The sequence below is a fragment of the Phycicoccus sp. M110.8 genome, assembly GCF_032464895.1.
GTDB lineage: Bacteria > Actinomycetota > Actinomycetes > Actinomycetales > Dermatophilaceae > Pedococcus.
Map to the genome: position 1 here is coordinate 461,071 of NZ_JAWDIC010000001.1, position 26,904 is coordinate 487,974.

Genomic DNA, 26,904 nt, shown 5'->3' on the forward strand with positions numbered 1-26,904 from the left:
CCGGGAGGCGCTGTCGGTCGCGTCGTGGCCCCCGGTCGGCCTACTCCAACGCTTCGGCCTACTCCAACGCTCGCAATCGTGCGAGCACACGCGATCTCAGGGTTTGGAGTCGCCTCGAAGCCAGCGCGCGGCCCGGCCCCCGAAGCTCTCGGGCGCTGGCCGGGCTGGCGACGGGGGCGCCTGCGGACCAGGTCGACCACCCTGCTCGTAGTAGCGGAGGGTCTCGACCACCTGGTCCAGGAAGTCGTCCACCTCGCGCTCGTCGTACCTACGGCGCAGCGAAGTCGGAGTGAAACTGCGGGTCATCACTTCGTGCGACGTGAGCATGGTCACCATGATGACGCTTCTCCGATCCCCTGATCCCGGAACGGGTGGATTTGTCGGAGATGCGGTGCGCGGCCGCCCGTGTCTAGCGTCTCAGCGTGCCGCGCGTCTTCGGAGGCAGCTCCGAGTACGCGACAGCGAAAGCGAGCAGCGCAATGACGAGGTTGACGGGGCCGGCGATGTACCACTCGGCGTCCATCTGCCCGGCGAAGCCGAGGACGGCCCCGCCAAGCCCTCCCCAGGCAACCCACTTCGCCCCGGTGCTCCCGACCTCGAACGGCACCCGCTCGCGCAGGTAGCCGACTCGGATGAGGAGCACGACGGCGGCAACGACGGCCAGGACACCCACGCCGACGGCGAAGACGAGGGACCTTGCCGGAGGTGGACCGTCACTCCCGACCGCGCGCAGCACTGCGTAGAACTGGACAGCGGCGACCGCGACCATGATCGCCGTCGCTGCCCAGGCGGCGGCACGAGCGTGACTCCAAGCGACCATCAGGCCTCCCCCGACAGTGTCAGGGTGATCCCCTGCTGGCTTCGTCGGTAAGGACGGAAGTCCTTGACGGCATGGGGCACGTGCGGGAGTGAAGACCTGGAGGGGCAAGGAGCACGTCGCCGCGAGCCCGAAGCATGCGTGTCCGCTGCTTCTCAGCCTCTGACGGTGACGACGACCTTCCCGGAGGCAGAACCGCTCTCGACGAGGGCGTGCGCGTCCATCACGGTCGCCAGGTCGTAGCCGTCCGGGTGCAGGATCGGGCGCAGCTGCCCTGCCTCGGCGAGGGCTGCGGCCGCACGCAGGATCTCGCCGTGGTGCGCGCGCCCCACGCCGGTGAGCAGCGGCAGCAGGGTGAAGACGCCCGAGTAGGTCGCACCGCGGAAGCTGAGCGGCGCCAGGCTGTGGGTGCCCCACCCGAGGATGCTCACGACGTGCCCGGTGTAGCGGCGTACGGCTGCGAAGGAGGCGTCGAGGGTCGCGCCACCGAGGGTGTCGAAGATGACGTCGAACCCCTCGCCGCCCGTGGCCTCCGCGACGTACTGCTCCACGGTGGTGGTGCGGTAGTCGATCGGCTCGGCGCCGAGCCGGCGGATGCGGTCGAGGTCGGCTCCGCTGCCCGTGGCATACACCGTGGCACCGCGCGCTGCCGCGAGCTGGACGGCGATGTGGCCGACTCCGCCGGCCCCTCCGTGGACGAGGACGGTCTGTCCCTCGTGCACGGCGGCCCGGTCGACGAGTCCCTCCCACGCGGTCACGACGGACAGCGGGAGTGCCGCGGCCTCCGCCATGGTGAGCGACGCGGGCTTGAGCGCGAGGAGCTCGGCGTCCACGGCGGCATACTCCGCCAGGGAGCCCTGGACGTCGCCCACTCCCCCGGTCAGTCCGAACACCTCGTCGCCCGCGCGGAAGGCCTCGACGCCCTCGCCGACCTCCTCGACGACGCCGGCCAGGTCGAGACCGAGCACGGCGGGTGGGCTGACGCGGGCATGTGCTGCACTGCCAGCGCGGATCTTGGTGTCGAGCGGGTTGACCCCGCTGGCGGCCACGCGCACGACCACCGTGCCGGGGGACGCCGAGGGCCGGGCGAGGCTGCGAACGGTCAGCTGCGCGCCGAACTCCTCGAGCACTGCGGCGGCCATCGTCGCCGGGCTTGCGTTGATGTTCTGGGGGTCCGTCATGGTGGCTCCTGGTGGGGGATCGCGGGGTATGCCGTTCGGTGCGGCCGCTCCCCTCATGGTCCGGCGGCTCGAGGCGGCACAACATCAGTCGATCGACGGTCCTGGGGAGGGAGAACCGAGCCGCCGTCCGGCAGCGGGATCGCGGCCTCGGCAGCCGCGACGCCGTCCGACAGCGTCGTCGTGGCGTCAGTGGCCGCGCGCCGTGAGGGCGTCCCGCAGCGCGGCCCTGGACGTGATCCCCAGCTTCGGGAAGACCCGGTAGAGATGGGCTCCGACGGTGCGGGGCGACAGGAACAGCTGCAGGCCGATCTCGCGGTTGCTCAGGCCGGTCGCGGCCAGGCGGGCGATCTGCAGCTCCTGGGGGGTGAGCTCGGTGGCCTGCTCGGCCCCGACCCGGCGGGTGGGGCCGGTTGCGGCCAGCATGGAGTCGGCCCGCTCGCACCACGGGGCAGCGCCGAGCAGCGAGAACCGCTGGCGGGCACGGCTCAGGATGGGACGAGCCTGCCGCATGGCACGGGCGCGTCTGAGGCGTTCCCCGTAGGCGAGCTCGAGCCGGCCGAGGTGGAACGGCCACCGCGTGGACGCCGGGTCCTCGAGGAGGGCGTCGAAGAGCTGCGGGTAGTCGGCGTCGTCGGCCGCGAGGGCTTGGGCTCCGCGCCAGAGGAAGTTGGACCGAGGCGACAGTGCCGGTATGCCGGCGTCGGCGGCGGCGCGCACGTGCAGTCGCGCGGCCTCGAGCTCGCCGCAGCGCACGGCGGCCTCGACAAGGTCCATGACCATCCTCGGCGCCTGCTGCCCATGGGGGGAAAAGTCCCGGCGGGGCTGATGGAGCCGTAGGCGTCGAATGCGTCCCGGTAGCGCGCCTGACCCAGGGCCGCCAGACCGTCCGCTTCAGCGGTGGAGGTGCGAACGGCCAGGGCGTTGCGTGGCAGGGCCCACTGTTGCGCACGGCTGCGGGCCTCGGCGAGGTGGGCGAGGTCCCCGCGCGCGGCGGCGAGCAGCATCCCGGGGAAGCGGGCACGCCACAACAGCATCGCGAAGCCGCGCTCCTCGCAGAGGCGGACGGCCTCCTCGGCGTGCGCGGCAGCCTCGTCCCATGCCCCGGCGAAGAAGTGGTCCACGGCGAGCATGAGGAGTGCTCGCACCGACTGCGCCTCGGTGTCATCGAGGCGGCCGGCTTCGACGAGCCGCTCGAGAGGCCCGCGCGGCAGGTCACCGATGTACCACCGTGCCTGAGCGACCTGGACCACGCGCAGCGGGCTCGTCGCCTCGTCGAGGGACTCGACCATCCGGTCCAGCTCCCTCAGCATCTCCGGGGTGGACCGGACCGGGTCAGCGTACGTCGTGGTCGCCACCCGCACCGGTGCCGACAGGACGTCGCTGAAGCGTGCGACGACCGCGTCGAACGCGGTCCAGAGCTGCGGCCGGCCGCCGAAGGAGCACACCGCCATCAGGGTCAGCACGGCATTCTCGATGGCCCGGACGTCGGTCTCTCCGTCCGTCGCAGAGACGGATGCCTGGTTCAAGGCGCCCACGAGGATCCCGTGGGTGGTGTCGACGTCTCCCTCGTTGTTGAGCAGGCGGGAGGCCGCGGCGACCGCGACCTGCAGGGTCCCTGTGGCGTCGGGGTCTTCTGCGCGGGCGCGGTCCAGGAGCGCCGCCGCGCCGCTCAGCGTGCCGGTGACGTGGGCACCGACGAACACCGCCTGCGCGAGCCGTCGAGCCCGTTGCGCCGGTGCCGGGCTCAGCTCGGCGGCACGCAGCAGCAGGGCGCTGGCGCGCACGCCGTCACCGCGGTCCAGGGTCCTGGTGGCGAGATCCTCCAGGAGGCCGGCCACGGTCTCGTCGGGCGCCAGGGCGCCGTCGGCGCGGTGGAGCGACCGGACGTCGTCGTCCTCGGCCAGCTCGGCCAGGCGCCGGTGCGCGGACCGCCTCTCGTTGGCCGAGGCCAGGTCGACGACGGCGGCGCGGACCAGCGGATGGGCGAAGACAACCCGGTTCCCGCCGCGGTCAACCGTGACGAGGCCGCTGGACTAGGCGGGCTCGAGGTCGGCCTCGGAGGCGGCGACCACTCGCATCAGGGCCGCCCCGGCCCCGTGGTCCAGGGCAGCGAGCAGGAGCAACCGCCGGGTCGGTGCCGGTAGTGCCGTCACCCGGTCGGCGAAGAGGCGGCGCAAGCGCACGGTGAGCGGCAGCGAGGCGGGCAGCGCGTCGGCTCCGGAGCGTTGGTCGGCGGTCAGTGCGCGCAGCAGCTCGAGGATGGCCAGGGGGTTGCCTCCGGCCTCGGCGACGATGCGGTGCCGGACCGCCGTGTGCAGGTCGGGGCGGGTCTCCCGGAGCAGGGCGGCAGCGGTCTCGTCGTCCAAGGGCGACACCCTGAGCTCGGGGATCGTGGAGCGGTCGAAGAAGCTCTCCTCGGTGTCACGCTGGGCCAGCAGCATGCCGGTTCGCGTGCCCTGCAGTCGACGCGCCACGAGGCTGAGGACGCCTGCCGTTGCGCGGTCCATCCAGTGGACGTCGTCGAGGACGAGCAGCACGGGGGCCGCCGCCGACAACTGTTGGAGCAGCGCCAGGATCGCGCTCGTGAGCAGGAGCCGCTCCGGGGGTGCGCCGGTGCGCAGGCCCAGCGCCGTCTCCAGGGCAGTGCGGTGCGGCGCGGACAGCGACGAGAGGTCCGCGGCATCGGCCATGAGCAGCTGGTGCAGTCCCGCGTAGCTGAGGTCGGCCTCGAACTCGGCTCCGGCGACGTGGCGAACGAGCGCTCCGCGGTCCTGATCAGCCCGGCGGGCGGCGAGCGCCAGCAGTGCGGACTTGCCGATGCCTGCCTCACCGGTGACGACCAGAGCCGCGCCGTCGGTCGCAGCCTGCTCCAGGAAGGCGTCGACGACCGCCATCTCGGCCGAACGGCCGGCGAGCGGCGGCGAGGGAGGTGCGGCCTCACCGGGTGCGAGCACCCGACCAGCGTGCCGCGTCCGCGGGCATCTGTGAAGCCGGCGGCCCACCAGCTGGCAGGCCGCCGGCGTGGCGGGTCAGGCCTTGATGAAGTCCAGCAGGGCGGGGTTCACGACCTCCGAATGGGTCCAGGCGATGTTGTGCGGACCTCCTGCGACGGTGACCACCTGCAGGTCGGCGATCATGCCCGGCAGCCGGGCAGCCGTCGCCTCGTAGGGCAGGATGCGATCCGCGTCGCCGTGGATGAGCAGGGTCGGGACGTCGATCTTCCCGACGTCCTCCCGGAAGTCGGTCAGCCACGTGTCGACACACGCCCACGTGGCATACGGACCGGCTGCCAGCGCCATCGCGAACGCGGCCTGCCACGCGGGCTCGCTGATCCGCGTCCCTCCGAGCACGTCGACGTTGAAGAAGTCGTCGAGGAACGCCTTGAAGTAGGCCGGGCGGTCCTCCACGATCGCCGCCTTGATCCCCTCGAAGACCGACCCGTCGACGCCTTCAGGGTTGTCGTCGGTCTTGAGCAGGAACGGCGGCACGGAAGCCATCAGGACGGCCTTCGCGACGCGGTCGGAGCCGTGCGTGCCCAGGTACCGGGTCACCTCGCCGGTGCCCATGGAGAACCCGACGAGCACGACGTCGCGCAGGTCGAGGTGGTCCAGCAGCGCGGCGAGGTCGTTGGCGAAGGTGTCGTAGTCGAACCCGACCGTTGCGTTGCTCGACTTGCCGAAGCCGCGCCGGTCGTAGGAGACCACGCGGTAGCCGGCGTCGAGCAGGACGCGCGCCTGCTTGTCCCAGGAGCGCCCGTCGAGCGGGAACCCGTGGATGAGCACCACGGGTTGGCCGGTCCCGTGGTCCTCGTAGTAGAGCTCGATGGCGTGGTCGTTCTCGTGGCCGACGGTGACGGTGGGCATGGGGACCTCCTGGGGAGCGATGTCGGCGGCGAGTAGATGAACCCTCGCCGGGGTCCGGACAGGACGGGCACCGACCGGTGCCGACCTGGACCTGCCTCCGACTGTGCAGCCGACCGGTGAAGGCGGTCATCAGTCACCTGACTGCATCGCGCGACTCCGACAGCGCGACTCGGACAGCGCGGCTCCGACTGCGCGACGCCCACACGGGAAGGGGTGCGTCCTGTCTGCGAGTTGGGGAGTGCGCAAGGCGGGACTCGAACCCGCACGCCCGAAGGCACCAGATCCTAAGTCTGGCGCGTATACCTGTTTCGCCACTTGCGCGCGGTGTGGATTGTATGCGCGCGGCGCTGGGTCACTGATGCACTGAGCGCATCAGTGACCCAGCGTGGCGCCACGACCGAGGGCCCGGCAACCGGCGACAAGCCAGGATGCCGGCCACCCGGGCGGGTATCGCCTCGCCGGGCTCAGCCCAGGAGCTCACGCAGGTGCGGCACCATCGCGCGGAACGCCTTGCCGCGGTGGGAGATCGCGTTCTTCTCCTCCGGGCTCAGCTCGGCCGCGGTGCGCGTGTCGCCCTCGACGACGAGCAGCGGGTCATAGCCGAACCCGTTGGCACCACGGGGCTCCCGGGCCAGCGTCCCGCGGAAGTGGCCCTCCGCCGACCGCAGCGTTCCGTCGGGCAGCGCCAGCACCGCCGCGCAGACGAAGCCAGCCGCACGGTGCTCATCCTTGACGTCGGCGAGCTGGTCGAGGAGCAGCTGCAGGTTGGCGAGGTCGTCGCCGTGCCGCCCAGCCCAGCGGGCCGAGAAGATGCCCGGCGCACCGCCGAGCACGTCGACCGCCAGGCCGGAGTCGTCCGCCAGCGCCGGCAGCCCGGTGTGCCGAGCCAGGGCGACCGCCTTGAGCCGCGCGTTTCCCTCGAACGTGACCTCGTCCTCGACCACGTCCGGCGCGCCCTCGAACTCCGAGGCACCGACGATCTCGAGCCCGAGCTCCTCGACCACGTCGGAAAGGATGTGCCGCAGCTCGACGACCTTGTGCTGGTTGCGGGTGGCGAGGACGACGCGGGTCACGGTCGCGCTCACAGCTCGCGCGTGCGCGGCGTCGCGGCGAGTGCGGCCTGCTGGGCGGCCGTGAGCGCGGCGCACCCGGCCGTCGCCTTGTCGAGCAGCGCGTCGAGCATGGCCCGGTCGAAGGCGCCGTTCTCGGCGGTGCCCTGCACCTCCACGAACCGGCCGTCGCCCGTCATCACGACGTTCATGTCGGTCTCGGCGGTCGAGTCCTCCGGGTAGTCCAGGTCGATCACCGGCTGCCCGTTGACGATGCCGACCGACACGGCCGCGACCGACCCGGTCAGCGGCTTCGCGTCCTTGGCGATGAGCCCCTTGGCCCGCGCGTCTTCGATCGCGTCGACGAGGGCGACGTACGCACCGGTGATCGACGCCGTGCGCGTGCCGCCGTCGGCCTGCAGCACGTCGCAGTCGAGCACGATCGTGTTCTCCCCCAGCGCCTTCGTGTCGATGATCGCGCGCAGCGACCGGCCGACCAGGCGGCTGATCTCGTGGGTCCGCCCACCGACCTTGCCCTTGCGCGACTCACGGTCCGAGCGCGTGTTGGTCGAGCGCGGCAGCATCTCGTACTCCGCCGTCACCCAGCCGGTCCCCTTGCCCTTGAGCCAGCGCGGCACGCCCTCGGTGAAGGACGCCGCGCACAGCACGCGGGTGCGCCCGAACTCCACGAGCACGCTCCCCTCGGCGTGGTCGAGCCAGTTGCGGGTGATCCGCACCTCCCGGGTCTCGTCGGGGGTGCGCCCGTCGTGGCGGGCCTGCTGCGTGGTCGTGTCAGTCACACGGCCAAGGCTAGCCGCGTCGGTGGGCCGCCCTAGGCTGGCCCCATGGCAGCCACGACCGTCCGCATGGGAGCCCACGTCGACTCGACCGACCCGGTCGCCGCCGCCCAGGAGCGCGGAGCTGGGCTCAGCCAGTTCTTCCTCGGCAACCCGCAGAGCTACAAGGGCCCGGTCGTGGAGTATGCCGGGGGCGCAGCTGCCCTGCGCGAGGCCGCCGAGGCGGCCGGCGTCGACCTCTACGTCCACGCCCCCTACCTGATCAACGTCGCCTCGACGAACAACCGCATCCGCATCCCGAGCCGCAAGCTGCTCCAGCAGTTCATCGACGCCGCGGCCGAGGTCGGCGCCAAGGGCCTCATCGTCCACGGCGGCCACGTCGAGTCCGAGGCCGACGTCGAGAAGGGCTTCGACAACTGGCGCAAGGCGGTCGACGCCACGGACCTCAAGGTGCCGCTGCTGCTGGAGAACACCGCCGGCGGCGACAACGCCATGGCGCGCACGCTCGACCGCATCGCCCGCACCTGGGAGGCGATCTCCGCGGCCGAGGGCGCGGAGAACGTCGGGTTCTGCCTCGACACCTGCCACGCGCACGCGGGCGGCATACCCCTGGCCACGGCCGCCGAGCAGGTCCGCGCGATCACCGGCCGCATCGACCTCGTGCACTGCAACGACAGCCGCGACGAGTTCGACTCCGGTGCCGACCGCCACACCAACCTCGGCGAGGGCCTCATCGACCCCGACGAGCTCGTGGCCGCCGTGCGCTCGGCCGGGTCGCCCGTGGTCATCGAGACCCGCGGCGGCCTCGAAGGACAGATCGCCGACCTCGACTGGCTGCGCGAGCGCCTCTAACGCCCGCACCCGCGCCCCTCGCGGCCGCTCAGTCCTGCGGCACCGGCTGCTTGGCCAGGAAGCCGCGGATCTCCTCGCGGGCGGTGAGCCGGATCTCCGGCCCGTGCGTGAACGCCGCCGTCGTGTACTCCAGGTCGGCCAGCCGTTGCGCGGTCTGCTGGGTCAGGCGAAAGCTCGTGCAGAACGACTTGATCGGCCACCGCAGCCCGCGCACGTTGAAGATCGAGTCACCCGTGATCAGCACCCCCGACGAGCGGTGCAGGTATGCCGCGTGGCCGGGCGAGTGCCCCGGCGTGTGCACGACCTCGAGCCCGCCCGCGACGGGGACGACCTGGCCGTCGGTGAACGTCTCGCCAACGCGAACGGCGTCGAACTTCCCTCCCCCGAGGCGGTTCATCAGGCGGCCGAGCGCGATGCACGGGTCGCGCTGCGGCGACTTCCCGGCCCGCGCATACATGGCGTCGTCCTCGTGGATGCCGAAGTCCAGCCCGGTCGCCTCCGCCACGTGCGCCGCACCGCCGGCGTGGTCGGGGTGGGCATGGGTGAGCAGCAGCCGGGTCACGTCGGAAGGACCCGAGCCGATCGAGGCGAGCGCGGCGAGCACCTTCGGGCCGGACTGCTTGACGCCCATGTCGACGAGCGTCACCTGGCCGTCGTCGTCGCGCAGGATGAAGCCGTTCACGTAGTCCCCGACGAGGGGGATGCGCCACACACCGGGCGCGAGCTGGACGGTCGCCGACTTCGCCATGCCCGCAGCGTAAGCCGGGCCGCCCTCCCCCGCGATTGGGTGCCCAGCCGGTCGGATCTCCGACCGTCTGGGCACCCAAATGCGGGAGGATGCGGGTCAGTCGGCCAGGGCGGGCGGCCAGACGACCCGGAACCGCTCGAAGCAGACCTCGAGGTCGTCGGAGAACTCGACCCCGATCCGCTCGCACTCCCGCCGGAAGAAGGTGCGGTGCCCGTCGAGCCAGGTCGCCAGGGTCCGGTCGTACTCGCCCTCGTCCCACGCGAACTGCTCGTCGACGCTGTGCAGCGGCCCGACCCGCAGCTCGGTGGCCCGCAGGACGGCGCGCGGACGCCCGCTCCCGTCGCAGGCCACCCAGTGCGAGCCGATGCGCGGCAGCGCCTCGGAGTCCGCGGCATACCCGGCCACCAGCCCGGCCGTCGCGCGCTTGGGGCCGTCGACGACGAAGGCGATGAGCTCGTCCGCCAGCTCGGGGCTGTCGCCGAAGCAGGCCACGACGAGGTCGTCCTCCGGTGGCAGGCCGGGTGTCGCCTCGCGGTATGCCGCGAACATCGCCGCACCCGCGGCGTGGTCGATCGGGACGGGCTCGTTCATGCCCGCCACCCTAGGCGCCCCGTGCTCCGTCACTGATCCGCATCCGGATCAGTGACGTAGCACGCGGACATGGTGGTCCCGTCCGGTGCGCCCCAGTCCCACGAGGCCCCCGAAGCGCCCGAGGCGCCGGTTCGAGGGCCCGCGGTCAGAGCTCCCAGACAGCACCGGAGGTGGCGACCTCGAGCGGGCCGTCCCAGACCGCCGCCGCCTGCGCCCGGCACACCTCGGGGTCGTTCCAGGCGGGGATGTGTGTCAGCACCAGCCGCTTGACGCCCCCGGCCTCGACCGCTGCGGCAGCGGCCCGGCTGCCGGACAGGTGGATCCCCGTCGCGGTGTCGCGGTCGTCGACGAAGGCGCTGTCGGCAAGGGCGAGGTGGGCACCCGTCAGCAGCGGGGTGAGCGCGTCGCAGGCGTCGGTGTCGCCGGTGTAGGCGAGCACTGCACCGTCGGCCTCGACCCGGAAGCCGTAGGCCTCGACCGGGTGGTTGACCCGGTGGGACGTGACCGTGAACGGCCCGACCGTGGTGACGAGCGTGTCGGACAGCTCGTGCACGGCGAACTCGGCCGTCATGCCGCCGTGCTCGAGGCCGTGGTACATCAGCGCGAACCGCTCCCCCGCCCCCGTCGGCGCGTGGATGGGCAGCTGTCCCGGCACCGGGCCGGACGGGCGGTACTTGCGGGTGACGTAGAGGCCGGTGACGTCGACGCAGTGGTCGGGGTGCAGGTGGCTGATGAAGACGGCGTCGAGGTCGGCCGGGTCGACGTGGCGCTGCAGGTGCCCGAGGGCGCCGTTGCCGAGGTCGAGGACGATCGACCAGGTGCGGCCCTCGTGCTCGGCCTGCACGAGGTAGGAGGAGGCGGGCGACTCGGGGCCGGCGAAGGAGCCGGAGCAGCCGACGACCGTGAGCCTCACCGGGTCACCACCGCGGAGTGCCGGACGACCGAGCCGCCGTAGACGTCGCCGACCTCCGGCCCGAGGAAGCGGCGCGCGAGCACCCGGAACTCCTCGGCGTCGCCGGTGGTCGTGAAGCCGTGGCTGGGCGGCGGCAGGTCGGCCGGCCGCAGCGCGTCGCGGTCGGCGAGCACCCGGTAGACGTCCTTGGCGGTCTCGTCGGCGGACGACACGAGGGTGACGCCGTCGCCCATGACGTAGGAGATCGCACCCGTCAGCAGCGGGTAGTGCGTGCAGCCCAGGACCAGGGTGTCGACGTCCCGCTCGACGAGGGGGGCCAGGTACTCGCGCGCCGTGGCGATCACTTCCGGGCCGCTCGTCACGCCCGCCTCGACGAACTCGACGAACCGCGGGCACGCCACGCTCGTCACGTCGAGGTGCGGCGCGGCGGCGAAGGCGTCGAGGTAGGCGCCGGACTGGTGGGTGCCCTTCGTCGAGATCACGCCGACCCGGTGGTTGCGGGTGGCGCGGGCGGCGCGCCTCACCGCAGGCCGGATGACCTCGACGACCGGGACCTCGTACCGCTCGCGGGCGTCGTGCAGGACGGCCGCGCTCGCGGTGTTGCACGCGATGACGAGGACCTTGACCCCGTGGTCGACGAGCCGGTCGAGGCACTCCAGCGCGTACTCGCGGGTCTCGGCGATGGGCCGCGGGCCGTAGGGCGCGCGGGCGGTGTCACCGAAGTAGGCGACGGTCTCGTGCGGCAGCTGGTCGAGCACGGCCCGGGCGACGGTCAGCCCGCCGTAGCCCGAGTCGAAGATCCCGATGGGTGCATCAGCCACGGGTCAAGGCTAGGGCTGCGGCACCCGAGCCCCGGCATCGACGCCCCGTCTGCTTGCTCACACGTGGGCTGCCGTCAGGGCGTCAGCGCGTGCGCGAGGGTCTCCTGCAGCCAGGTGAGGAAGTCGTAGACCGCGAGCGCGTACACGGCCGGGTCGTCGCCCGGCAGGCTGCGGGACTTCTCCTCGAGCAGGTCGAAGTCCTCGTCGGCGCGCAGCTCCAGCCGCTCGCCCAGCACCAGCCGGACGTCGGTGAGCGCGACGAGCAGCGCGAGCGCCTCCTGCTGGTCGAGGCTGATCTTCTGGTCCTCGAACCCGGACAGCGCGGCGATCGCCGTCGACAGGTTGGCCGCCTTGCGCGAGCGCAGGCCGTCCTCGGTCAGGCGCCGGAACTCCGCCGCCACCTGCTCGTCCTGCCGGTTCGCGGTCGGAAAGATCCGGTCGAGGGCGGGGTCGCGCGGCTGCGGCACGGACCCGCCGAGCTCGGGCACCTGGTCCTCGGCCGACAGCGAGACGCCCATGCCGATGCCGCCGAGCCCGGCCACGATCTGGTCGAACTCGTCCGGCCCGTCGGCCGGGTCACCCGCCTCCCGCCCCGCCCCGGGGGCCGGGTCGGGCTTCGCCGGGGCGATGAGCTCGAGCACCTGCTCCATCAGCCCGACGACCAGCCCGCGCTCGACGGCGTCGAGCTTCGCGGCATACCGGCCGTCACGGCGCTTGAAACCCCGGGCCACTCAGGAGTCCTTCTGGAAGGTCGCCCAGAGCCCGTAGCCCTGCAGCGCCTCGGTGTCGGTCTCCATCTTCTCCCGCGTGCCGGTCGAGACGACGGCGCGGCCCTTGACGTGGACGTCCATCATCAGCCGCTCGGCCTTGGCCTTGGGGTAGCCGAAGTAGGACTGGAAGACGAACGTCACGTACGACATGAGGTTCACCGGGTCGTTCCACACCAGGGTGATCCAGGGGACGTCGACCTCGGCCACCTCGTCGGTCGAGGCGCTCTGCTGCTCGACGGGGGCGATGGACACGGCACCACCATAGGCTGCCGGAGTGACCTCCCGAACACCCGGCAGCGCACCGGCTCCCCGCCCCAGCAGCGCCCTGCTCACGGACCACTACGAGCTCACGATGGTCGAGGCGGCCCTGCGCTCCGGGGCGGCATCGCGGCGGTGCGTCTTCGAGGTCTTCGCGCGCCGCCTGCCGGACGGCCGCCGCTACGGCGTCGTCGCCGGCACGGGCCGGTTGCTCGAGGCGATCGAGGCGTTCCGGTTCGGCGAGGCCGAGCTCGAGTGGCTGGGCGGCGTCGTCGACGCGGACACCCTCGCCTTCCTCGCGGACTTCCGCTTCGACGGCGACGTGTGGGGGTATGCCGAGGGCGAGTGCTACTTCCCCGGGTCGCCGGTGCTCGTGGTCGAGGCCGACTTCGCGCACGCCGTCGTGCTCGAGACCGTCGTGCTCAGCATCCTCAACCACGACAGCGCGGTCGCCTCGGCGGCCTCACGGATGACCGCCGCGGCCGGGCAGCGGCCCTGCATCGAGATGGGGTCGCGGCGCACGCACGAGGAGGCGGCGGTCGCCGCCGCGCGCGCGGCATACGTCGCAGGCTTCGCCTCCACCTCGAACCTGGAGGCGGGCCGGCGGTACGGCGTCCCGACCGGCGGCACCGCGGCCCACGCGTTCACGCTGCTGCACGACGACGAGCGCGCCGCGTTCGCCGCGCAGATCGCCTCGCTCGGGAAGGCGACGACCCTGCTCGTCGACACGTACGACGTCACGCGGGCGGTGGAGACCGCGGTCGAGCTGGCCGGCCCCGGCCTCGGTGCCGTGCGGATCGACTCGGGCGACCTGCTCGCGCAGGCGCGCGAGGTGCGCGCCCAGCTCGACCGGCTCGGCGCCACCGACACCCAGGTCGTCGTCACCTCGGACCTCGACGAGTACGCCATCGCGGCCCTGGGCGCCGCGCCCGTCGACCGGTACGGCGTCGGCACCTCGCTCGTCACCGGGTCCGGGGCGCCGACCGCCGGGATGGTCTACAAGCTCGTCGCGCGGGAGGACGCGAGCGGCGAGCTCGTCGGCGTGGCCAAGAAGAGCAAGGACAAGGCGTCGGTCGGTGGCCGCAAGTACGCCCTGCGCCGCCGCAACCCGCGCGGCGTCGCGGAGGCCGAGGTGATCGGCATCGGCGAGCGCCCGGTGGACGACGGTGACGACCGCGAGCTGCTGGTCCCGCTGATGCACCGCGGGGAGGTCGTCGACGGTCCGCACTCCGGCCTCGACGCTGCGCGGGCCCGGCACCGTGAGTCCCGCGCCGAGCTGCCGCCCGCGGCACTGCGCCTGCAGCGGGGCGAGCCGGCGATCCCGACCGTCTACGAGGACTGAGTCAGGGCACAGGACGGCTGCCCGGCGCTACACGCGCGTCCGTAGGATGCGGGCATGACCGCATCGGACGTCACCGCCGACTTCCGCGCCGAGGCCACCGAGCTCGACGCCCGCGACCCGCTCGCCGCCTTCCGCGACCGGTTCCTCACCCCGGAGGGCAGCGACCTCGTCGCGTACTTCGACGGCAACTCGCTCGGCCGCCCGGTGGCAGAGGTGGCGAAGCGGCTGGCCGACTTCGTCGCGGGCCCGTGGGGCAACCGGCTCATCCGCTCCTGGGACGAGGCGTGGCTCGACCGGCCGATGCAGGTCGGCGACCGGCTCGGGCGGCTGTGCCTGGGCGCCGGCCCCGGCCAGGTGTTCGTCGGCGACTCCACGACCGTGCTGCTCTACAAGCTGTGCCGCGCCGCCGTCGACGCCATGGCCGCCCAGGGGCGCACCGAGATCGTGCTCGACACCGACAACTTCCCCACCGACCGCTACGTCCTCGAGGGCATCGCCGCCGAGCGCGGCCTCACCCTGCGCTGGATCGAGACCGACCCGGCCGCCGGGGTGACCCTGGAGCAGGTGCGCGAGGTCGTCGGCCCGCAGACCGGCCTGGCGGTGTTCAGCCACGTCGCCTACCGGTCCGGCCACATCGCCGACGGCCCCGGCATCACCGCGGCCGTCCACGACGCCGGTGGCGTCGTCCTGTGGGACCTCAGCCACACGGTGGGCTCGGTGCCGGCGGAGCTCGACGCCTGGGGCGCGGACCTCGCGGTCGGCTGCTCGTACAAGTACCTCAACGGCGGTCCGGGCGCGCCGGCCTGGGCGTATGTCGCGACGCGCCACCAGGACGCGCTGCAGCAGCCGATCTGGGGCTGGCTCGGCCGCCGCGACGCCTTCGAGATGGCGGCCGGGTACGAGCCGGCAGCCGGTCTCCGGTCGTTCGTCTCCGGCACCCCGCCGATCCTCGCGATGGTCCCGCTCGACACGACGCTTGACCTGATCGAGGAGGCCGGGATGGCCGCGATCCGCGCCAAGTCGGTGGAGCTGACCGAGTTCGCGCTGCGCATCGCCGACGCCGAGCTCGCCCCGCTCGGGGTCGAGGTGACCAGCCCTCGCGACCCCGCCCTGCGCGGCGGTCACGTGACGCTGCGCCGCCGCGGCTTCCGGGCCGTGACGGCGACGCTGTGGGAGGAGGGCGTCATCCCCGACTACCGCGACCCCGACGGGATCCGGATCGGCCTGTCGCCCCTGTCGACCAGCTTCGCCGAGGTCGTCGACGGCATGTCCGCGCTGCGCGACACCGTCGAACGGATCGACGCCTTCCAGTAGCGTCGCGCCATGTCGCCCGCCCGCCGCGCCCTGGTCCTCGTCGACGTCCAGAACGACTTCTGCGAGGGCGGCTCCCTGGCCGTGGCCGGGGGTGCCGAGGTGGCACACCGGATCAGCGCCCACGTGCGCGACCACCACGACGAGTATGCCGCCGTGGCAGCCACCGCCGACTGGCACGAGGACCCCGGCGCCCACTTCAGCGATTCCCCCGACTACGTCGACACCTGGCCGGTGCACTGCCGCGTCGGCACCGACGGTGCGTTGTTCCACCCCGCTGCCGAGGAGGCGTTCGAGCACGTCGACGCGGTCTTCCGCAAGGGCCGGCACAGCGCGGCCTACAGCGGCTTCGAGGGCTCCACGGCCGAGGGTGACCGGCGCGTGGGGCTCGCGGACTGGCTGCGCGAGCGCGGCGTCGAGGAGGTCGACGTCGCCGGCATCGCCACCGACCACTGCGTCCGGGCGACCGCGCTCGACGCGGCGCACGAGGGCTTCGCCACGACGGTCCTGCTCGACCTCACCGCAGGCGTGGCGCCGCAGACGACCGCGGCAGCGCTCGAAGAGCTGGCGGGCGCCGGCGTCGCCCTGACCGGCCAGCCTGTGGGCGCCTGAGCGCACACCCCGTGGGCGCCTGAGGCCCACACCCCGCGGGTCGCGCCCGACGGCCATGGGAGGCGTGCCCGCTTAGCCGGCGGTGAGGAACTCCCGGCCGCCGCGGATCCGTGTGTGCAGCAGGGCCCGTGTGCGGGAGCCGTCGAGGACCAGGCGGGCCGCTCCGCCGACTCCCGCCTCGGCTCGGGTCGTGCCGCTCAGGCGCGAGGCGTCGAGCCCGTCCCGCGCCGCGACGAGGAGGCCGATCTCGTGCCGGCTCAGCGCGTCCGGCCCGACGGCGTGCAGCACCCCGGAGAGCTCCCGCTCGACCACCTCGAGCAGCACGTCGGCGAGGTCCTCGACGTGCACCGGGCACTTCACGTCGTCGGTGAACAGCGCGCCCTCCCGGGCACCCGTGGCCAGGTCGTGGACGAGCCGCTCCGTCGGCGACAGGCGCCCACCCGACGCACCGAGGACGATCGACGGCCGGACGACCGCAGCCCCGGGGGCACACTCGAGCACGGCCTGCTCCGCGGCCACCTTCGACCGGCCGTAGGGCTCGACGGCATCCGGCTCGTCGTCCTCGGTGTAGTGGTCCCGGTCGCCCCGGAAGACCACGTCGCTGGAGACGTGCACGAGCCGCGCGTCGTAATCGGCGCAGGCGAGGGCCACGTGTGCCGCGCCGCCCGCCGTGGTCGCCCAGTCGTCCTGCCGGTATGCCGTGTGCACGACGACGTCCGGGCGCACCTGGGCGAGCAGGGCACTGATCGCCGCGAGCTCGCGCAGGTCGACCCGCCTCACCTCGCGCCCCGCTGCGTCCGCGGGGCGCGAGGTGAGGACGGTGCCGACGACGTCGTGGCCGGCGGCCTGCGCGCGCTCGGCCACCACCCGCCCCAGCGCCCCGCTGGCGCCGGTGACGAGCAGACGGCTCAGTGGCGACCGCCCTCGGAGGCGCCCTCGACGATGACCGGCTGGCCGTTGGCGACGAGCTTCCAGTCGTACGTGGTGAAGGTGGTCGGGTCGATCGTCCCCTGCTCGGTGACCCAGTCGATGATGAGCTGGCGGATCTCCTGCTGGGCGTTGTAGACGACCGGAGCCGTGGTCACGCCGGGGAAGCCGCCGCCACCGGACTGGCGGTAGTTGTTGATGGCGATGACGAACTGCGCCGCCGGGTCGATCGCCTTGCCGTCGTAGGTCAGGTTGGTGATCCGCGAGCCGACGGGCTGGGCGATGTCGATGTCGTAGGCCAGCGACGCGTCGAGGCCGCCCATCACGTCGTAGTTGTAGTCCGGCGTGCCGTTCGGCGCCGTGGGCGTGACGGCCCGGGTCACCTGGTCGGGGTTGTACGGACCCGTGCCGGTGACCTGCTGGAAGTAGCGCGCGGAGTACTCGAGGTAGTCCTTGACCTGGGCGCCCGTGAAGACGATCCCCAGCAGGGTGTTGTCGTAGATGTACAGGCCCGCGACGTCGCGGACGGTGACGTTGCCGGCCGGGATCGCGGCGTCGGGGTTGAACGGCGCGGCGATCGAGAGCACCGGCAGCGACTCCTGCGGCGTCCCCACGAGGGCGGCCTTCACGGCCTGGCCCTGCACGTGGTTGATGAAGTCGAGCGCGGCGGTGTCCTCGAACCGCGCGGTCGCCGCGGACATCGCGATGGTGCAGGTACCGATGACCGAGTTGACGTACGTGCGCACCACCGCGTGGTCGTCCGCGAGGAGGGCCGCCACGGTGTCGTCCTCGGGCACGTCCTTCGAGTCCAGGAGGTGGGAGTGCACGTCCTGCAGCACGTAGCGCTTGCCGTCGTGGGTGACGTCGAAGTCGATGACCGACAGGCGCATGCCCCACTTGAGCGGCTCGGTGAGCAGGACCTGCTTGTCCTTCGTGACCTTGCTGGCGACGAAGCGCTCGACGATCTCGACGTGCGCGTGGCCCACGAGCACCGCGTCGATGCCGGGGACCTGCTCGGCCAGCTGGGTCGAGGCGTTCTCCGGGTAGGGCAGCGCGTCGCCGTACGACGAGGTGCCGTCGGCGCCGGAGTGGCAGGACACGATGACGAGGTCGCAGCCGGCCTGCTTCAGCTTCGGCACGAACACCTTGGCCTGCTCGACGATGCCCGGGAAGCGGAGCTGGCCGTCGACGTTCGCCTTGTCCCAGATGGCCACACCAGGCGTGACCAGCCCGAGGATGCCGACCTTGAGCGGCTTGGCGACCCCCGGCACCTTGAAGCTGCGGATGAGGAACGGCTTGAACGCCGGGGCACCGGTGGTCCAGTCGACCGTGTTGGCCGACAGGAGCGGGAAGTCGCACTGGGACTCGAACGTGCGCAGCGTGTCGATGCCGTAGTTGAACTCGTGGTTGCCCAGGGCGGCGGCGTCGTAGCCGATCTGGTTCATGGCGATCGCCATCGGGTGCTTGGAGCCGCTCGTGATGGGGTCGATCCGGGCGTAGTAGTACGACAGCGGCGTGCCCTGGATGGTGTCACCGGCATCGAGCATCAGGGTGCGGTCAGCACCCCGCTCGGCACGGACGGCCGAGACGAGCGTGGCGATCTTGGCCAGGCCGACGTCGTTGTGCTTGGAGTCGTCGTACTCGGCGTCCTTGAAGTAGTCCCAGTTGAGGACGTTGCCGTGCGTGTCGGTGGTGCCCATCACCGTGAGCCGGTAGGACGCGGCCCCACCCTGCTTGGGCCCCTTCTCCTGGGCCGCGTGGGCGGTGCCGCTGCCCAGGAACGCGGCGCCGGCACCGGCGCCACCGACGGCGGCCAGGGCCAGCATCTCCCTGCGGGTGCGCTCGGTGGCGACCAGACGGGCGACGGCGGAGTCGGGAGTGGGCATCAGGACCTCCTGGGACCTCGGTGACCTCGTGGGTCGGTGGGCGTCCGCGACGGCATACGGGTGCGACGTCGGCAACGCGGCGGGAGGATCCACCCTAGCCGCGGCCCGGCGCCCCCGGGAGACCCCCGACGGTATGGATTCGGCCAGCACGAAAGGGCCGCCCAGGGGTCGCCGGGAGGCCACCCGGGGTTGGCGGCAGGGTCACCCGGCGTCGTCGGGCAGGCCCCTCAGGGGTAGGCCGCGCGAACCCCGGCGACCAGGGCCCGGTGCTCGGCGACCCAGCCCGGCGCCGGCCGCACCGGCACACCGACCTCGATGCCGGTGGTCGCCTCGTCCCACACCCGCACGTCGACCCGGTCCCCCGCCGGCCACGGCGTCAGCCGCAGCGCGACCCCGCTGCCGCCGTCACGCCACGACACCGGGCGGCCCTGCTCGAGCTCGTCCAGGCCGGCCTCCCACTCGGCCAGGTCGGCGCGGGACACCACGTCGGGCCAGCTCGCCCTCACCGCGCCGACGACCTCGACGACGACGTCGAGCACGTCGCAGAGGTGCCCGGCGTCCCCCTGCCGGGGCCCCACGACCCGGACCACGAGTCCGGCCGTCGGGTCGACGAGCCGGACGAGGTCCAGCGGGCCCCGCTCCACGGTCAGCCGATCGAGTAGTCGGAGCCGTCCCGGGAGCGCCCGGCGCTCCACGACAGCGCGTACTTGCCGTCGTCGACGGCCAGCCCCGCCTCCCCCAGCTCCAGCGGCCGGAACGTGTCCACCATGACGGCCAGCTCGTCGAAGTACTCCACGCCGATCGACGCCTCGGACGCACCGGGCTGCGGCCCGTGGGCGTGGCCGCCGGGGTGCACCGAGATCGAGCCCTTGCCGATGCCCGAGCCCTTGCGCGCCTCGTAGTCACCGTCGACGTAGAACATGATCTCGTCGCTGTCGACGTTGGAGTGGTAGTACGGCACCGGGATCGACAGCGGGTGGTAGTCGACCTTGCGCGGCACGAAGTTGCAGATGACGAAGTTCCAGCCCTCGAAGACCTGGTGCACCGGCGGCGGCTGGTGCACGCGGCCGGTGATCGGCTCGAAGTCGCGGACGTTGAAGGCGTAGGGGTACAGGCAGCCGTCCCAGCCGACGACGTCGAGCGGGTGGAAGGGCAGCTCGTGGACCGTGCCGACGATGCCCGACGGGCCGTTGCCGCGGTGCTTGATGAACACCTCGGACTCGTCGGTCGCCTTCTCCCCCACGTCCTCCGCGAGCAGCGGTCCCTGCGGTGCGCGCAGGTCGCGCTCGCAGTACGGCGCGTGCTCGAGCAGCTGGCCGTACTTGGACAGGTACCGCTTCGGCGGCGTGATGTGGCTGTTGGCCTCGATGCAGTACGCCCGCAGCGGGTCCTTGGTGGAGCGCTTGGGGATCCAGCGGTGGGTCGTCGCGCGGGGGATGACGAGGTAGTCCCCCTCCGCCACGTCGAACGCCCCGAAGACCGTCTCGACCCGCGCCCGGCCGCGCTCGACGTAGACGCACTCGTCGCCGATCCCGTTGCGGTACCAGGGACTCGGCGCACCGGCCACGGCATACGAGATGCGCACGTCGCCGTTGCCGAGGACGAGCCGGCGCCCCGTCACCACGTCGGTGTCCTTGACCTGCTTGGGGGTGAACAGGTCGTGCAGCTTGAGGTGCCGCGGCTGGAGCGGGTGGTTCGGCGTGCTGGAGAGGTCGGGCAGCACCCACTCGCGCGCCCCGGAGACGGTCGAGGGGATGTTGCGGTGGTACAGCAGCGAGGAGTCCGAGGAGAAGCCCTCCTCCCCCATGAGCTCCTCGTAGTACAGCTCACCGGGCTTGCCGCGGCCGCCGGGACGCCGGTGCTGGGTGTGCCGCTTGGGCGGGATGCTGCCCATCGCCTGGTAGTGCGCCATCGCTCGCTCTCTCGTCGTCGAAAGGGGTGCTGGGTCCGAGCATGTCACGCCCGTCGAGCGCCCGTGGGCCGACTCCCCCACGCCCGGCGGCGACGGCGCAGGTGGGCGCTACTGCACCTGGATGAGCCCGACCACAGGGCATCGCGCCACACTCGTGCCAACCCCCTCCAAGGCCACCGATCCGGTGGCGCCGCCTTCGAGAAAAAGGGGTTCGACCCATGTCCATCGACGACCTGGTCGCGGCGACGTCGCGACCGTACCGATCGCTGCTGTGGGACCTGGACTGGTGGGGGACGTTGTTCCAATCCCGCCAGCTCGGGTTCGACATGCAGGCGCAGACCCAGTCCAACTGGTGCTGGGCCGCCACCGCGACGAGCGTCTCGCACTACTACTGGTTCTGGAGCTCGTGGACCCAGTGCCGCGTCGCGAACGCCGAGCTCGGACGCACGGACGCCTGCAACACCCCGGTCCCCGCCGCGGCCAACGTGCCGTGGTACCTCGACCGCGCCCTCACCCGCACGGACAACTTCGTCAGCATCACCGGCCCGGCGACCTTCAGCCAGGTCAAGGCGGAGATCGACGCCGGCCGGCCCGTCGGTGCCCGCATCGGCTGGAGCGGCGGCGGCGGCCACTTCATGTGCATCTACGGCTACAGCCGGTTCCTCGGCCACGAGTACTTTGACATCGACGACCCGATCTACGGCAAGTCGCACCTGAGCGTCGCCGACTTCTCCACGAGCTACCAGGGCAGCGGCACCTGGACCCACACGTACTACACGAAGAGGTACTTCAGGTTGCCCATCATCCCGATCCTCGTGGCCGAGCCGATCCTGCGGAAGATCTGGGACGTGCGCCCGCTGCTCAAGCTCAAGCAGGCGCCGTATGCCGAGGCCGCCCGCGAGTCCGCCGGCGAAACCAGCGCGTCGCTGGGCCTGGCCCAGCCGGTCTACTCCGTCGGCCTCGACGCCCTCACCGGGCGGCGCAAGGAGGCGCCGACCGGCGAGCCCGTCGGCCTGCGGGTCTACGAGATGCTGGAGGGCGTGCCGCAGGCCTGGTTCGACGTCGACGACAGCCGGGAGGGCGAGGTCCGCGGGATGTCGTCGTCCGCGCACCACCTCGAGCCCTTCCGCACCGCGCTCGAGGTCGCGGTCGACCGCGCCGGGCAGGACGAGCGGGAGTGCCAGCTGCGGCTCTACCGCGTACCCGCGCTGAACTTCGAGGCGCTGTGGCTGAGCTACGAGGGCGGCGAGGGCGACCAGCTCGTCCCGCTGACCGCCGTCGGGCCACTGCCGGCCGGTGAGCCGGTGCCGTTCGCGGACGCGGTCGGGTCGCTGCGCGAGGCCGCGCGTGCCCTCGGCGACATGGACGACACCATGGGCGCCTGACGGTCCTGCCACCGGCCCACCGGGGTCGGGTCGGCGCCGCGCGGCCGGTCCGCGCGGCGCCGACGCGCGCCAGTAGGGTGCGCGTCATGACGAGGTTGTCGGACGCCGCCGCACCCCGCCCCGCCGAGCCCGGCCTGTTCGCCGGCCTCGTCGACGACGCGGCGGTGTTCCCGCCGGGCAACGCCCCCCTCGACGAGGCCGTGCGGATGCACCGGGTGCACCGCACCAGCTGGTATGCCGGGCTCGTCGGACCGCTCCTCGTGCCCGCCTCCGCGGCGGCGGACCTCGTGCCGCTGGTCGCCGGCGCGGGTGCCGGCGCCGAGACCGACCCTCTGGGGGTGGCGGTGATCGGGCGCCCGGGCACCCCCGCCGACCAGGTGCTCGAGGCCGTCGCCCTGCTGCAGGCGGCCGACGGCGTCCGGGTCGTCGGGGTCGAGCGCGGCTGGGAGCCGTCCTGGCGCGATGTCCCCGATTCCGGTGTCCCGCAGACCCTCGAGGTGCCGCGCGGCGACGCGCAGGCCGGGGCGGTCGCCGACATCGCGGCGGACGCCTCGGACGACCGAGCGCTGCAGGCGAAGTTCCGCACCGGGGCCACCGACACGTGGGCGTGGCCCGACGAGCAGGAGCTCGCGACGTTCGTGCGCACCGCGGTCGACCACGACCTCGGCTTCAAGCTCACCGGCGGCCTGCACCACGCCGTCCGCGGCACCCACGACGGGCAGGAGCAGCACGGGCTGCTCAACGTCCTCGTCGCGGTGCGCTGGGCCCTCAACGGCGACGACGTCGACGACCTGGTGCCGCTGCTGGCCGAGCGCGACCCGGCCGTCCTGGTCCCCCACGTCACCCGCATGAGTGCCGCCGACGCCGCCATCGTGCGGGCCTTCTTCCCGGCATACGGCTGCTGCGGCGTCACCGACCCGATCACCGAGCTGGCCGCCCTCGGCCTCCTGGAGGAGCACGCATGACCACGTCCTGGATCGACCTCGCCGAGGACGACGCGTTCGGTCTCGACAACCTGCCGTACGGCGTCTTCTCCACCGACGGCACCGAGCCCCGCGTCGGCGTGCGCGTCGGCGAGTGGGTGCTCGACGCCGGCGCGGTGGCGGGGATCGGCCGGGACGCGGTCGGCGTCGGCGACGGCCCGGACCTCGCTGCCGCGTGGGAGCGCCCCAGCCTCAACGCGTTCCTCGAGCTCGGGCGTCCCGCCTGGACGGTCGCCCGGTCGTGGCTGCAGGAGGTCCTCACCGACCCGGTGCACGAGGCGCGCACCCGGCCCCACCTCGTGCCGCTCGCCGACGTGACCATGCACCTGCCGATCGAGGTCGCGGACTACGTCGACTTCTACGCCGGAGAGCACCACGCGACGAACGTCGGCCGGATCTTCCGCCCCGACTCCGAGCCGCTGACGCCCAACTGGAAGCACCTGCCCATCGGCTACCACGGCCGCTCGGGCACGGTCGTCGTCTCGGGGACCGACGTCGTGCGCCCCAGCGGGCAGCGCAAGGCCCCCAGCGACCCGGCGCCGACGTTCGGCCCGAGCCGCAAGCTCGACATCGAGGCCGAGCTGGGCTTCGTCGTCGGCGGCTCGTCCCGGGTCGGCCACCCGGTGCCGATCGAGCAGGCCGGCGACCACCTCTTCGGCGTCGTGCTGCTCAACGACTGGAGCGCCCGCGACATCCAGGCGTGGGAGTACGTCCCGCTCGGCCCGTTCCTCGGCAAGTCGTTCGCCACCTCGATCTCGCCGTGGGTCGTCACCCTGGACGCGCTGGCCGCAGCACGGGTGGACGTCCCGGGCCAGGACCCCGAGCCACTGCCGTACCTGCGCGGCACCGGCGACGCGGCCCTCGGCCTCGACGTCCACTACGAGGTCGTCTGGAACGGCACCGTGGTGTCGCGCCCCGAGTACCGCGACATGTACTGGTCACCGGCGCAGATGCTGGCGCACCTGACGGTCAACGGCGCCTCGCTGCGCAGCGGGGACCTCTTCGGGTCCGGGACCATCTCGGGCACGGACCCGCGCACCCGCGGCAGCTTCCTCGAGCTGACTTGGAACGGCACCGAGCCGGTGGCCCTCGACGACGGCAGCACCCGGTCGTTCATCGAGGACGGCGACACCCTCGTCCTGCGGGCCTGGGCGCCCGGACCCGGCGGCACACGGATCGGGCTCGGCGAGGTGAGCGGGACGGTCGTGCCGGCCGCCGGTTAGGCCGCCGCCCGCCGCTACCGGGCCGGGCGTGCGCCGCGGTTGGGCCGCTCGCCGCTACCGGGCGGCGCGCTCGGCGCGGTGCTGCTTGCCGACCACGACGTTGGTGGCGGCGACCTTGTCGTGCCAGGCCTGGCGGTTGGCGTCCCACGCCGGCCACAGAAGGTCGAGCAGGGCGGCGATCGACGCGAACGTGCCGATGAGCGGGATGTTGCCGAGCATCCCCAGCACCGCCTGCACCGAGGCGCGCCGCGCCGCGTCGGCGAGGGACAGCGGGCCGGGCCGCTCGCGGAGGCGGACGGAGATGCCCGAGATCGCCTTGCCGGGGGTCGCCCCGCTGCGCGTCAGGAAGAACACCTGGTACGCGAAGGCCACCACGCCCGCGACGAGGCTGAAGCCGGCCAGGTAGCCGTAGTCGATCTCGGAGGTGATGCGGTTCATCGTGGCGGTGTCCCCGGAGCGGAGCGCTGCGGAGAACCCGTCGAAGAACGGCTGCATCGCCCGGTAGAGCAGCCAGCCGCCGAGGACGAAGCTCGCGATGCCGGTGATGATGGCGTCGATGATGTACGCCCCGACGCGCTGCCAGTAGGAGGCGAGCGGCTGACCGTCCGGCGTGGTGGGGCCCACCGGGTAGCCGTACTGCATCGGCGGCGCGTTCCACTGGTGCTGCTGCGGCGCGCCGGGGAACTGCGGGGTTGGGTTTCCGGGCTGCCCGCCCTGCCCACCGGGCACACCGCCCTGCGCGCCCGGCATACCGCCCTGCGCGCCGGCCGGCGGCCGTGCGGTGCCACCGGGGGCACCCGGGTGCGTCCCGTGCCCACCGGGCGCCGTCCAGTGCCGGGCGGCCTCCGCGCCCGCCGCCGCGGCCTGCTCGGCCGTGGTCGCCGGGCGGGTGCTCTTGGGCGCCGTGTGCCGGGTCCAGACCACGCCGTCGAAGTACCGCAGGAGGGCGGCGTCCTCCGGGTCGTCGTACCAGCCCGGGCTCGATGGCGTGCTCATGGCGACAGCCTCTCACGCACGGCGGCCCGTCCCGCGCCACGGCCCCGCCGCGCGCTCCCGCTCCCCCGCACCTAGGGTGAATCGCCATGAGCAGCAACGACTCCGTCCTGCGGACCAAACCCGTCGAGGACGTCCTCGCCCAGGCCGGCGACGCCGGCAGCGAGGGCGACGGCACCCGCCTGGCGCGCCGCCTCGGGGCCAAGGACCTCATGGGCTTCGGCATCGGCATCGTGATCGGCACGGGCATCTTCACCCTGACCGGCATCGAGGCCAAGAACCACGCCGGTCCCGGGGTCGTCATCTCCTTCGCCGTCGCGGGCGTCGTGAGCCTGCTCGCCGCCCTCTGCTACGCCGAGCTCGCCTCGGCGGTGCCGACCGCCGGCAGCGCCTACACCTACGCCTACGCGACGATCGGCGAGGTCTTCGCCTGGATCATCGGCTGGGACCTCATCCTCGAGTTCGCCCTCGGCGCGGCCGTGGTGGCCCGCGGCTGGTCCGGCTACATGCAGGAGCTGTTCGACCTGCCCACGAGCCTGTTCGGCGAGACCTCGACCGTGAACGTGGGAGCGGTCGCCATCGTGCTCGTCCTCGGCGTCGTGGCGATCATCGGCATCCGCGAGAGCGCCCGGGTGACGAACACGCTGGTGCTCATCAAGGTCGCCATCTGTGTCTTCGTCATCATCGCCGGGGCGTTCTTCGTCAAGGCATCCAACCTCACGCCGTTCATCCCGCCGGCCCAGCCGGTGAAGGCCGGCACGTCCGGCCTCGCCCAGCCGCTGAGCCAGGCCGTGTTCGGCATCCAGCCGACCGCCTTCGGCTTCGCCGGCGTGCTGACCGCTGCGGCCGTGGTGTTCTTCTCCTACACCGGGTTCGAGGCGGTGGCCAACCTCGGTGAGGAGACGCGCAAGCCCGCCCGCGACCTGCCCCTCGGGCTGCTCGGCACCCTCGGCATCTGCACGGTCCTCTACGTCGGCGTCTCGCTCGTCCTGACCGGCATGGTCGACTACCGCAAGCTCAACGAGGGTGCGCCGATCGCAAGCGCCTTCGAGGCCGTCGGGGCGCACTGGGCCGCCAACCTCATCGCCGTGGCAGCCGTCGCCGGCCTGACGTCGGTCATCCTCGTCGACATCGTCGCCATGGGCCGGATCGGCTTCTCCATGGGCCGCGACCGCCTGCTGCCCCCCGCCGTGGCCAAGGTCCACCCCAAGTGGGGCACGCCGTACCGCATCACCATGGGCACCATCGTCCTCGTGGCGCTGCTCGCCGGGCTGGTGCCGCTCAAGGCGCTGGCCGACCTGGTGAGCATCGGGACGCTGTTCGCGTTCGTCGTCGTGTCGATCGCCGTGCCGATCCTGCGCCGCACCAAGCCGGACCTGCCGCGGCCCTTCCGCACGCCCCTGTCGCCCGTCGTGCCGCTCCTGTCGGCGCTGGCCTGCCTCTACCTCATGACGAACCTGTCGCTGGAGACGTGGCTGCGCTTCGCTGTGTGGATGGTGCTGGGACTGGTGCTGTATGCCGTGTACGGCCGCCGCAACGCCCGCCTGGCCCATCGCGTCTGACCTGCCGCAGGCCCGCGAACCCGCTGCAGCCCGCGAACCCGCGGCGGTGCCCAGCCGAACGAACGATCGGAGGTGTGGGGGTGACGGATCCGTCACCCCCACACCCCC

Annotated in this window: 28 protein-coding genes and 1 tRNA gene; 9 read left to right on the forward strand and 20 right to left on the reverse strand. The window is 72.7% G+C overall.

Features of this window, described 5'->3' with window-relative positions; all coding sequences use genetic code 11:
• Positions 1-96: 96 nt before the first annotated feature.
• The 4 genes from RKE38_RS02230 to RKE38_RS02245 form a co-directional block, all read right to left on the reverse strand.
• Positions 97-336, reverse strand: coding sequence for a DivIVA domain-containing protein (locus RKE38_RS02230; protein ID WP_316005826.1), 240 nt, complete (start codon positions 334-336; stop codon positions 97-99).
• Between the two features lie 73 nt (positions 337-409).
• Positions 410-820: a hypothetical protein gene (locus tag RKE38_RS02235; protein ID WP_316005827.1), complete on the reverse strand. Its 411-nt coding sequence runs from the start codon at positions 818-820 to the stop codon at positions 410-412.
• Between the two features lie 152 nt (positions 821-972).
• Positions 973-1,998 carry a zinc-dependent alcohol dehydrogenase family protein gene (locus RKE38_RS02240; protein ID WP_316005828.1) on the reverse strand — a complete coding sequence of 342 codons (1,026 nt, stop codon included), beginning with the start codon at positions 1,996-1,998 and terminating at the stop codon, positions 973-975.
• A 186-nt stretch (positions 1,999-2,184) separates the two neighbouring features.
• Positions 2,185-2,772, reverse strand: a complete 588-nt coding sequence (locus tag RKE38_RS02245; protein ID WP_316005829.1) for a helix-turn-helix transcriptional regulator — start codon at positions 2,770-2,772, stop codon at positions 2,185-2,187.
• Between the two features lie 167 nt (positions 2,773-2,939).
• On the opposite strand from RKE38_RS02245, the gene RKE38_RS02250 reads away from it, so the two are divergent.
• Positions 2,940-4,142, forward strand: a complete 1,203-nt coding sequence (locus RKE38_RS02250; protein ID WP_316005830.1) for a hypothetical protein — start codon at positions 2,940-2,942, stop codon at positions 4,140-4,142.
• On the opposite strand, the gene RKE38_RS02255 is transcribed toward RKE38_RS02250, so the two are convergent.
• From RKE38_RS02255 to rph, 5 genes are all read right to left on the reverse strand, one after another.
• Positions 4,032-4,952 (reverse strand): AAA family ATPase, encoded by a 921-nt coding sequence (locus tag RKE38_RS02255; RefSeq protein WP_316005831.1) that lies wholly within the window; start codon positions 4,950-4,952, stop codon positions 4,032-4,034. The two genes, RKE38_RS02250 and RKE38_RS02255, sit on opposite strands and share 111 nt — an antisense overlap.
• 75 nt (positions 4,953-5,027) lie before the next feature.
• On the reverse strand, positions 5,028-5,861 hold the full coding sequence (locus RKE38_RS02260) for an alpha/beta hydrolase (RefSeq protein WP_316005832.1): 834 nt from the start codon (positions 5,859-5,861) through the stop codon (positions 5,028-5,030).
• Positions 5,862-6,100: 239 nt separating this feature from the next.
• A tRNA-Leu gene (locus RKE38_RS02265) sits at positions 6,101-6,182 on the reverse strand.
• 143 nt (positions 6,183-6,325) lie between these two features.
• On the reverse strand, positions 6,326-6,946 hold the full coding sequence (rdgB, locus tag RKE38_RS02270; RefSeq protein WP_316005833.1) for an RdgB/HAM1 family non-canonical purine NTP pyrophosphatase: 621 nt from the start codon (positions 6,944-6,946) through the stop codon (positions 6,326-6,328).
• Complete coding sequence (rph, locus tag RKE38_RS02275; protein ID WP_316005834.1) at positions 6,943-7,710, reverse strand: ribonuclease PH; 768 nt, start codon at positions 7,708-7,710, stop codon at positions 6,943-6,945. The genes rdgB and rph overlap by 4 nt, the downstream gene beginning before the upstream one ends.
• Before the next feature lie 45 nt (positions 7,711-7,755).
• On the opposite strand from rph, the gene RKE38_RS02280 reads away from it, so the two are divergent.
• Complete coding sequence (locus tag RKE38_RS02280; protein WP_316005835.1) at positions 7,756-8,559, forward strand: deoxyribonuclease IV; 804 nt, start codon at positions 7,756-7,758, stop codon at positions 8,557-8,559.
• Between the two features lie 28 nt (positions 8,560-8,587).
• On the opposite strand, the gene RKE38_RS02285 is transcribed toward RKE38_RS02280, so the two are convergent.
• The 6 genes from RKE38_RS02285 to clpS all read right to left on the reverse strand — a co-directional run bounded on the left by RKE38_RS02285 (position 8,588) and on the right by clpS (position 12,654).
• Positions 8,588-9,307 (reverse strand): MBL fold metallo-hydrolase, encoded by a 720-nt coding sequence (locus tag RKE38_RS02285; RefSeq protein WP_316005836.1) that lies wholly within the window; start codon positions 9,305-9,307, stop codon positions 8,588-8,590.
• A gap of 96 nt (positions 9,308-9,403) precedes the next feature.
• Positions 9,404-9,898 carry an ASCH domain-containing protein gene (locus RKE38_RS02290; RefSeq protein WP_316005837.1) on the reverse strand — a complete coding sequence of 165 codons (495 nt, stop codon included), beginning with the start codon at positions 9,896-9,898 and terminating at the stop codon, positions 9,404-9,406.
• Between the two features lie 145 nt (positions 9,899-10,043).
• Positions 10,044-10,811: an MBL fold metallo-hydrolase gene (locus RKE38_RS02295; RefSeq protein ID WP_316005838.1), complete on the reverse strand. Its 768-nt coding sequence runs from the start codon at positions 10,809-10,811 to the stop codon at positions 10,044-10,046.
• Entirely contained in the window at positions 10,808-11,632 is an 825-nt protein-coding gene (murI, locus tag RKE38_RS02300; protein WP_316005839.1) for a glutamate racemase, read from the reverse strand. The genes RKE38_RS02295 and murI overlap by 4 nt, the downstream gene beginning before the upstream one ends.
• A 74-nt stretch (positions 11,633-11,706) precedes the next feature.
• On the reverse strand, positions 11,707-12,363 hold the full coding sequence (locus RKE38_RS02305; RefSeq protein WP_316005840.1) for a DUF2017 domain-containing protein: 657 nt from the start codon (positions 12,361-12,363) through the stop codon (positions 11,707-11,709).
• Positions 12,364-12,654: an ATP-dependent Clp protease adapter ClpS gene (clpS, locus tag RKE38_RS02310; RefSeq protein WP_316005841.1), complete on the reverse strand. Its 291-nt coding sequence runs from the start codon at positions 12,652-12,654 to the stop codon at positions 12,364-12,366.
• Positions 12,655-12,676: 22 nt separating this feature from the next.
• Between clpS and RKE38_RS02315 the strand changes: the two genes are divergently transcribed.
• Genes RKE38_RS02315 through RKE38_RS02325 form a run of 3 tightly spaced genes read left to right on the forward strand, consistent with a single transcriptional unit; the run spans position 12,677 to position 15,925 of the window.
• A complete protein-coding gene (locus tag RKE38_RS02315; RefSeq protein WP_316005842.1) occupies positions 12,677-14,002 on the forward strand; it encodes a nicotinate phosphoribosyltransferase in 1,326 nt (441 codons plus the stop codon).
• Positions 14,003-14,056: 54 nt separating this feature from the next.
• Positions 14,057-15,316: a kynureninase gene (locus tag RKE38_RS02320; protein ID WP_316005843.1), complete on the forward strand. Its 1,260-nt coding sequence runs from the start codon at positions 14,057-14,059 to the stop codon at positions 15,314-15,316.
• A gap of 9 nt (positions 15,317-15,325) precedes the next feature.
• Complete coding sequence (locus RKE38_RS02325) at positions 15,326-15,925, forward strand: isochorismatase family protein (RefSeq protein ID WP_316005844.1); 600 nt, start codon at positions 15,326-15,328, stop codon at positions 15,923-15,925.
• A 72-nt stretch (positions 15,926-15,997) separates the two neighbouring features.
• Here RKE38_RS02325 and RKE38_RS02330 read toward each other — a convergent pair whose 3' ends face one another.
• The 4 genes from RKE38_RS02330 to RKE38_RS02345 form a co-directional block, all read right to left on the reverse strand.
• The gene (locus tag RKE38_RS02330; protein ID WP_316007581.1) at positions 15,998-16,951 is read right to left on the reverse strand and encodes an SDR family oxidoreductase; all 954 of its coding nucleotides are present in this window, start codon (positions 16,949-16,951) and stop codon (positions 15,998-16,000) included.
• Positions 16,834-18,738, reverse strand: coding sequence for a bifunctional metallophosphatase/5'-nucleotidase (locus RKE38_RS02335; protein ID WP_316005845.1), 1,905 nt, complete (start codon positions 18,736-18,738; stop codon positions 16,834-16,836). Before RKE38_RS02335 ends, RKE38_RS02330 begins: the two co-directional genes overlap by 118 nt.
• A 227-nt stretch (positions 18,739-18,965) precedes the next feature.
• Positions 18,966-19,382 (reverse strand): DUF5959 family protein, encoded by a 417-nt coding sequence (locus tag RKE38_RS02340; RefSeq protein ID WP_316005846.1) that lies wholly within the window; start codon positions 19,380-19,382, stop codon positions 18,966-18,968.
• A gap of 2 nt (positions 19,383-19,384) precedes the next feature.
• Positions 19,385-20,650: a homogentisate 1,2-dioxygenase gene (locus tag RKE38_RS02345; protein ID WP_316005847.1), complete on the reverse strand. Its 1,266-nt coding sequence runs from the start codon at positions 20,648-20,650 to the stop codon at positions 19,385-19,387.
• A 218-nt stretch (positions 20,651-20,868) separates the two neighbouring features.
• Between RKE38_RS02345 and RKE38_RS02350 the strand changes: the two genes are divergently transcribed.
• The 3 genes from RKE38_RS02350 (at position 20,869) to fahA (ending at position 24,241) form a co-directional block, all read left to right on the forward strand.
• Complete coding sequence (locus RKE38_RS02350; RefSeq protein ID WP_316005848.1) at positions 20,869-22,035, forward strand: papain-like cysteine protease family protein; 1,167 nt, start codon at positions 20,869-20,871, stop codon at positions 22,033-22,035.
• Between the two features lie 86 nt (positions 22,036-22,121).
• Positions 22,122-23,000: a hypothetical protein gene (locus RKE38_RS02355; protein ID WP_316005849.1), complete on the forward strand. Its 879-nt coding sequence runs from the start codon at positions 22,122-22,124 to the stop codon at positions 22,998-23,000.
• Positions 22,997-24,241, forward strand: coding sequence for a fumarylacetoacetase (gene fahA, locus RKE38_RS02360; RefSeq protein ID WP_316005850.1), 1,245 nt, complete (start codon positions 22,997-22,999; stop codon positions 24,239-24,241). Before RKE38_RS02355 ends, fahA begins: the two co-directional genes overlap by 4 nt.
• Positions 24,242-24,295: 54 nt before the next feature.
• On the opposite strand, the gene RKE38_RS02365 is transcribed toward fahA, so the two are convergent.
• On the reverse strand, positions 24,296-25,237 hold the full coding sequence (locus RKE38_RS02365; RefSeq protein WP_316005851.1) for an RDD family protein: 942 nt from the start codon (positions 25,235-25,237) through the stop codon (positions 24,296-24,298).
• A gap of 86 nt (positions 25,238-25,323) precedes the next feature.
• Between RKE38_RS02365 and RKE38_RS02370 the strand changes: the two genes are divergently transcribed.
• Positions 25,324-26,796: an amino acid permease gene (locus RKE38_RS02370; RefSeq protein WP_316005852.1), complete on the forward strand. Its 1,473-nt coding sequence runs from the start codon at positions 25,324-25,326 to the stop codon at positions 26,794-26,796.
• Positions 26,797-26,904: the final 108 nt, after the last annotated feature.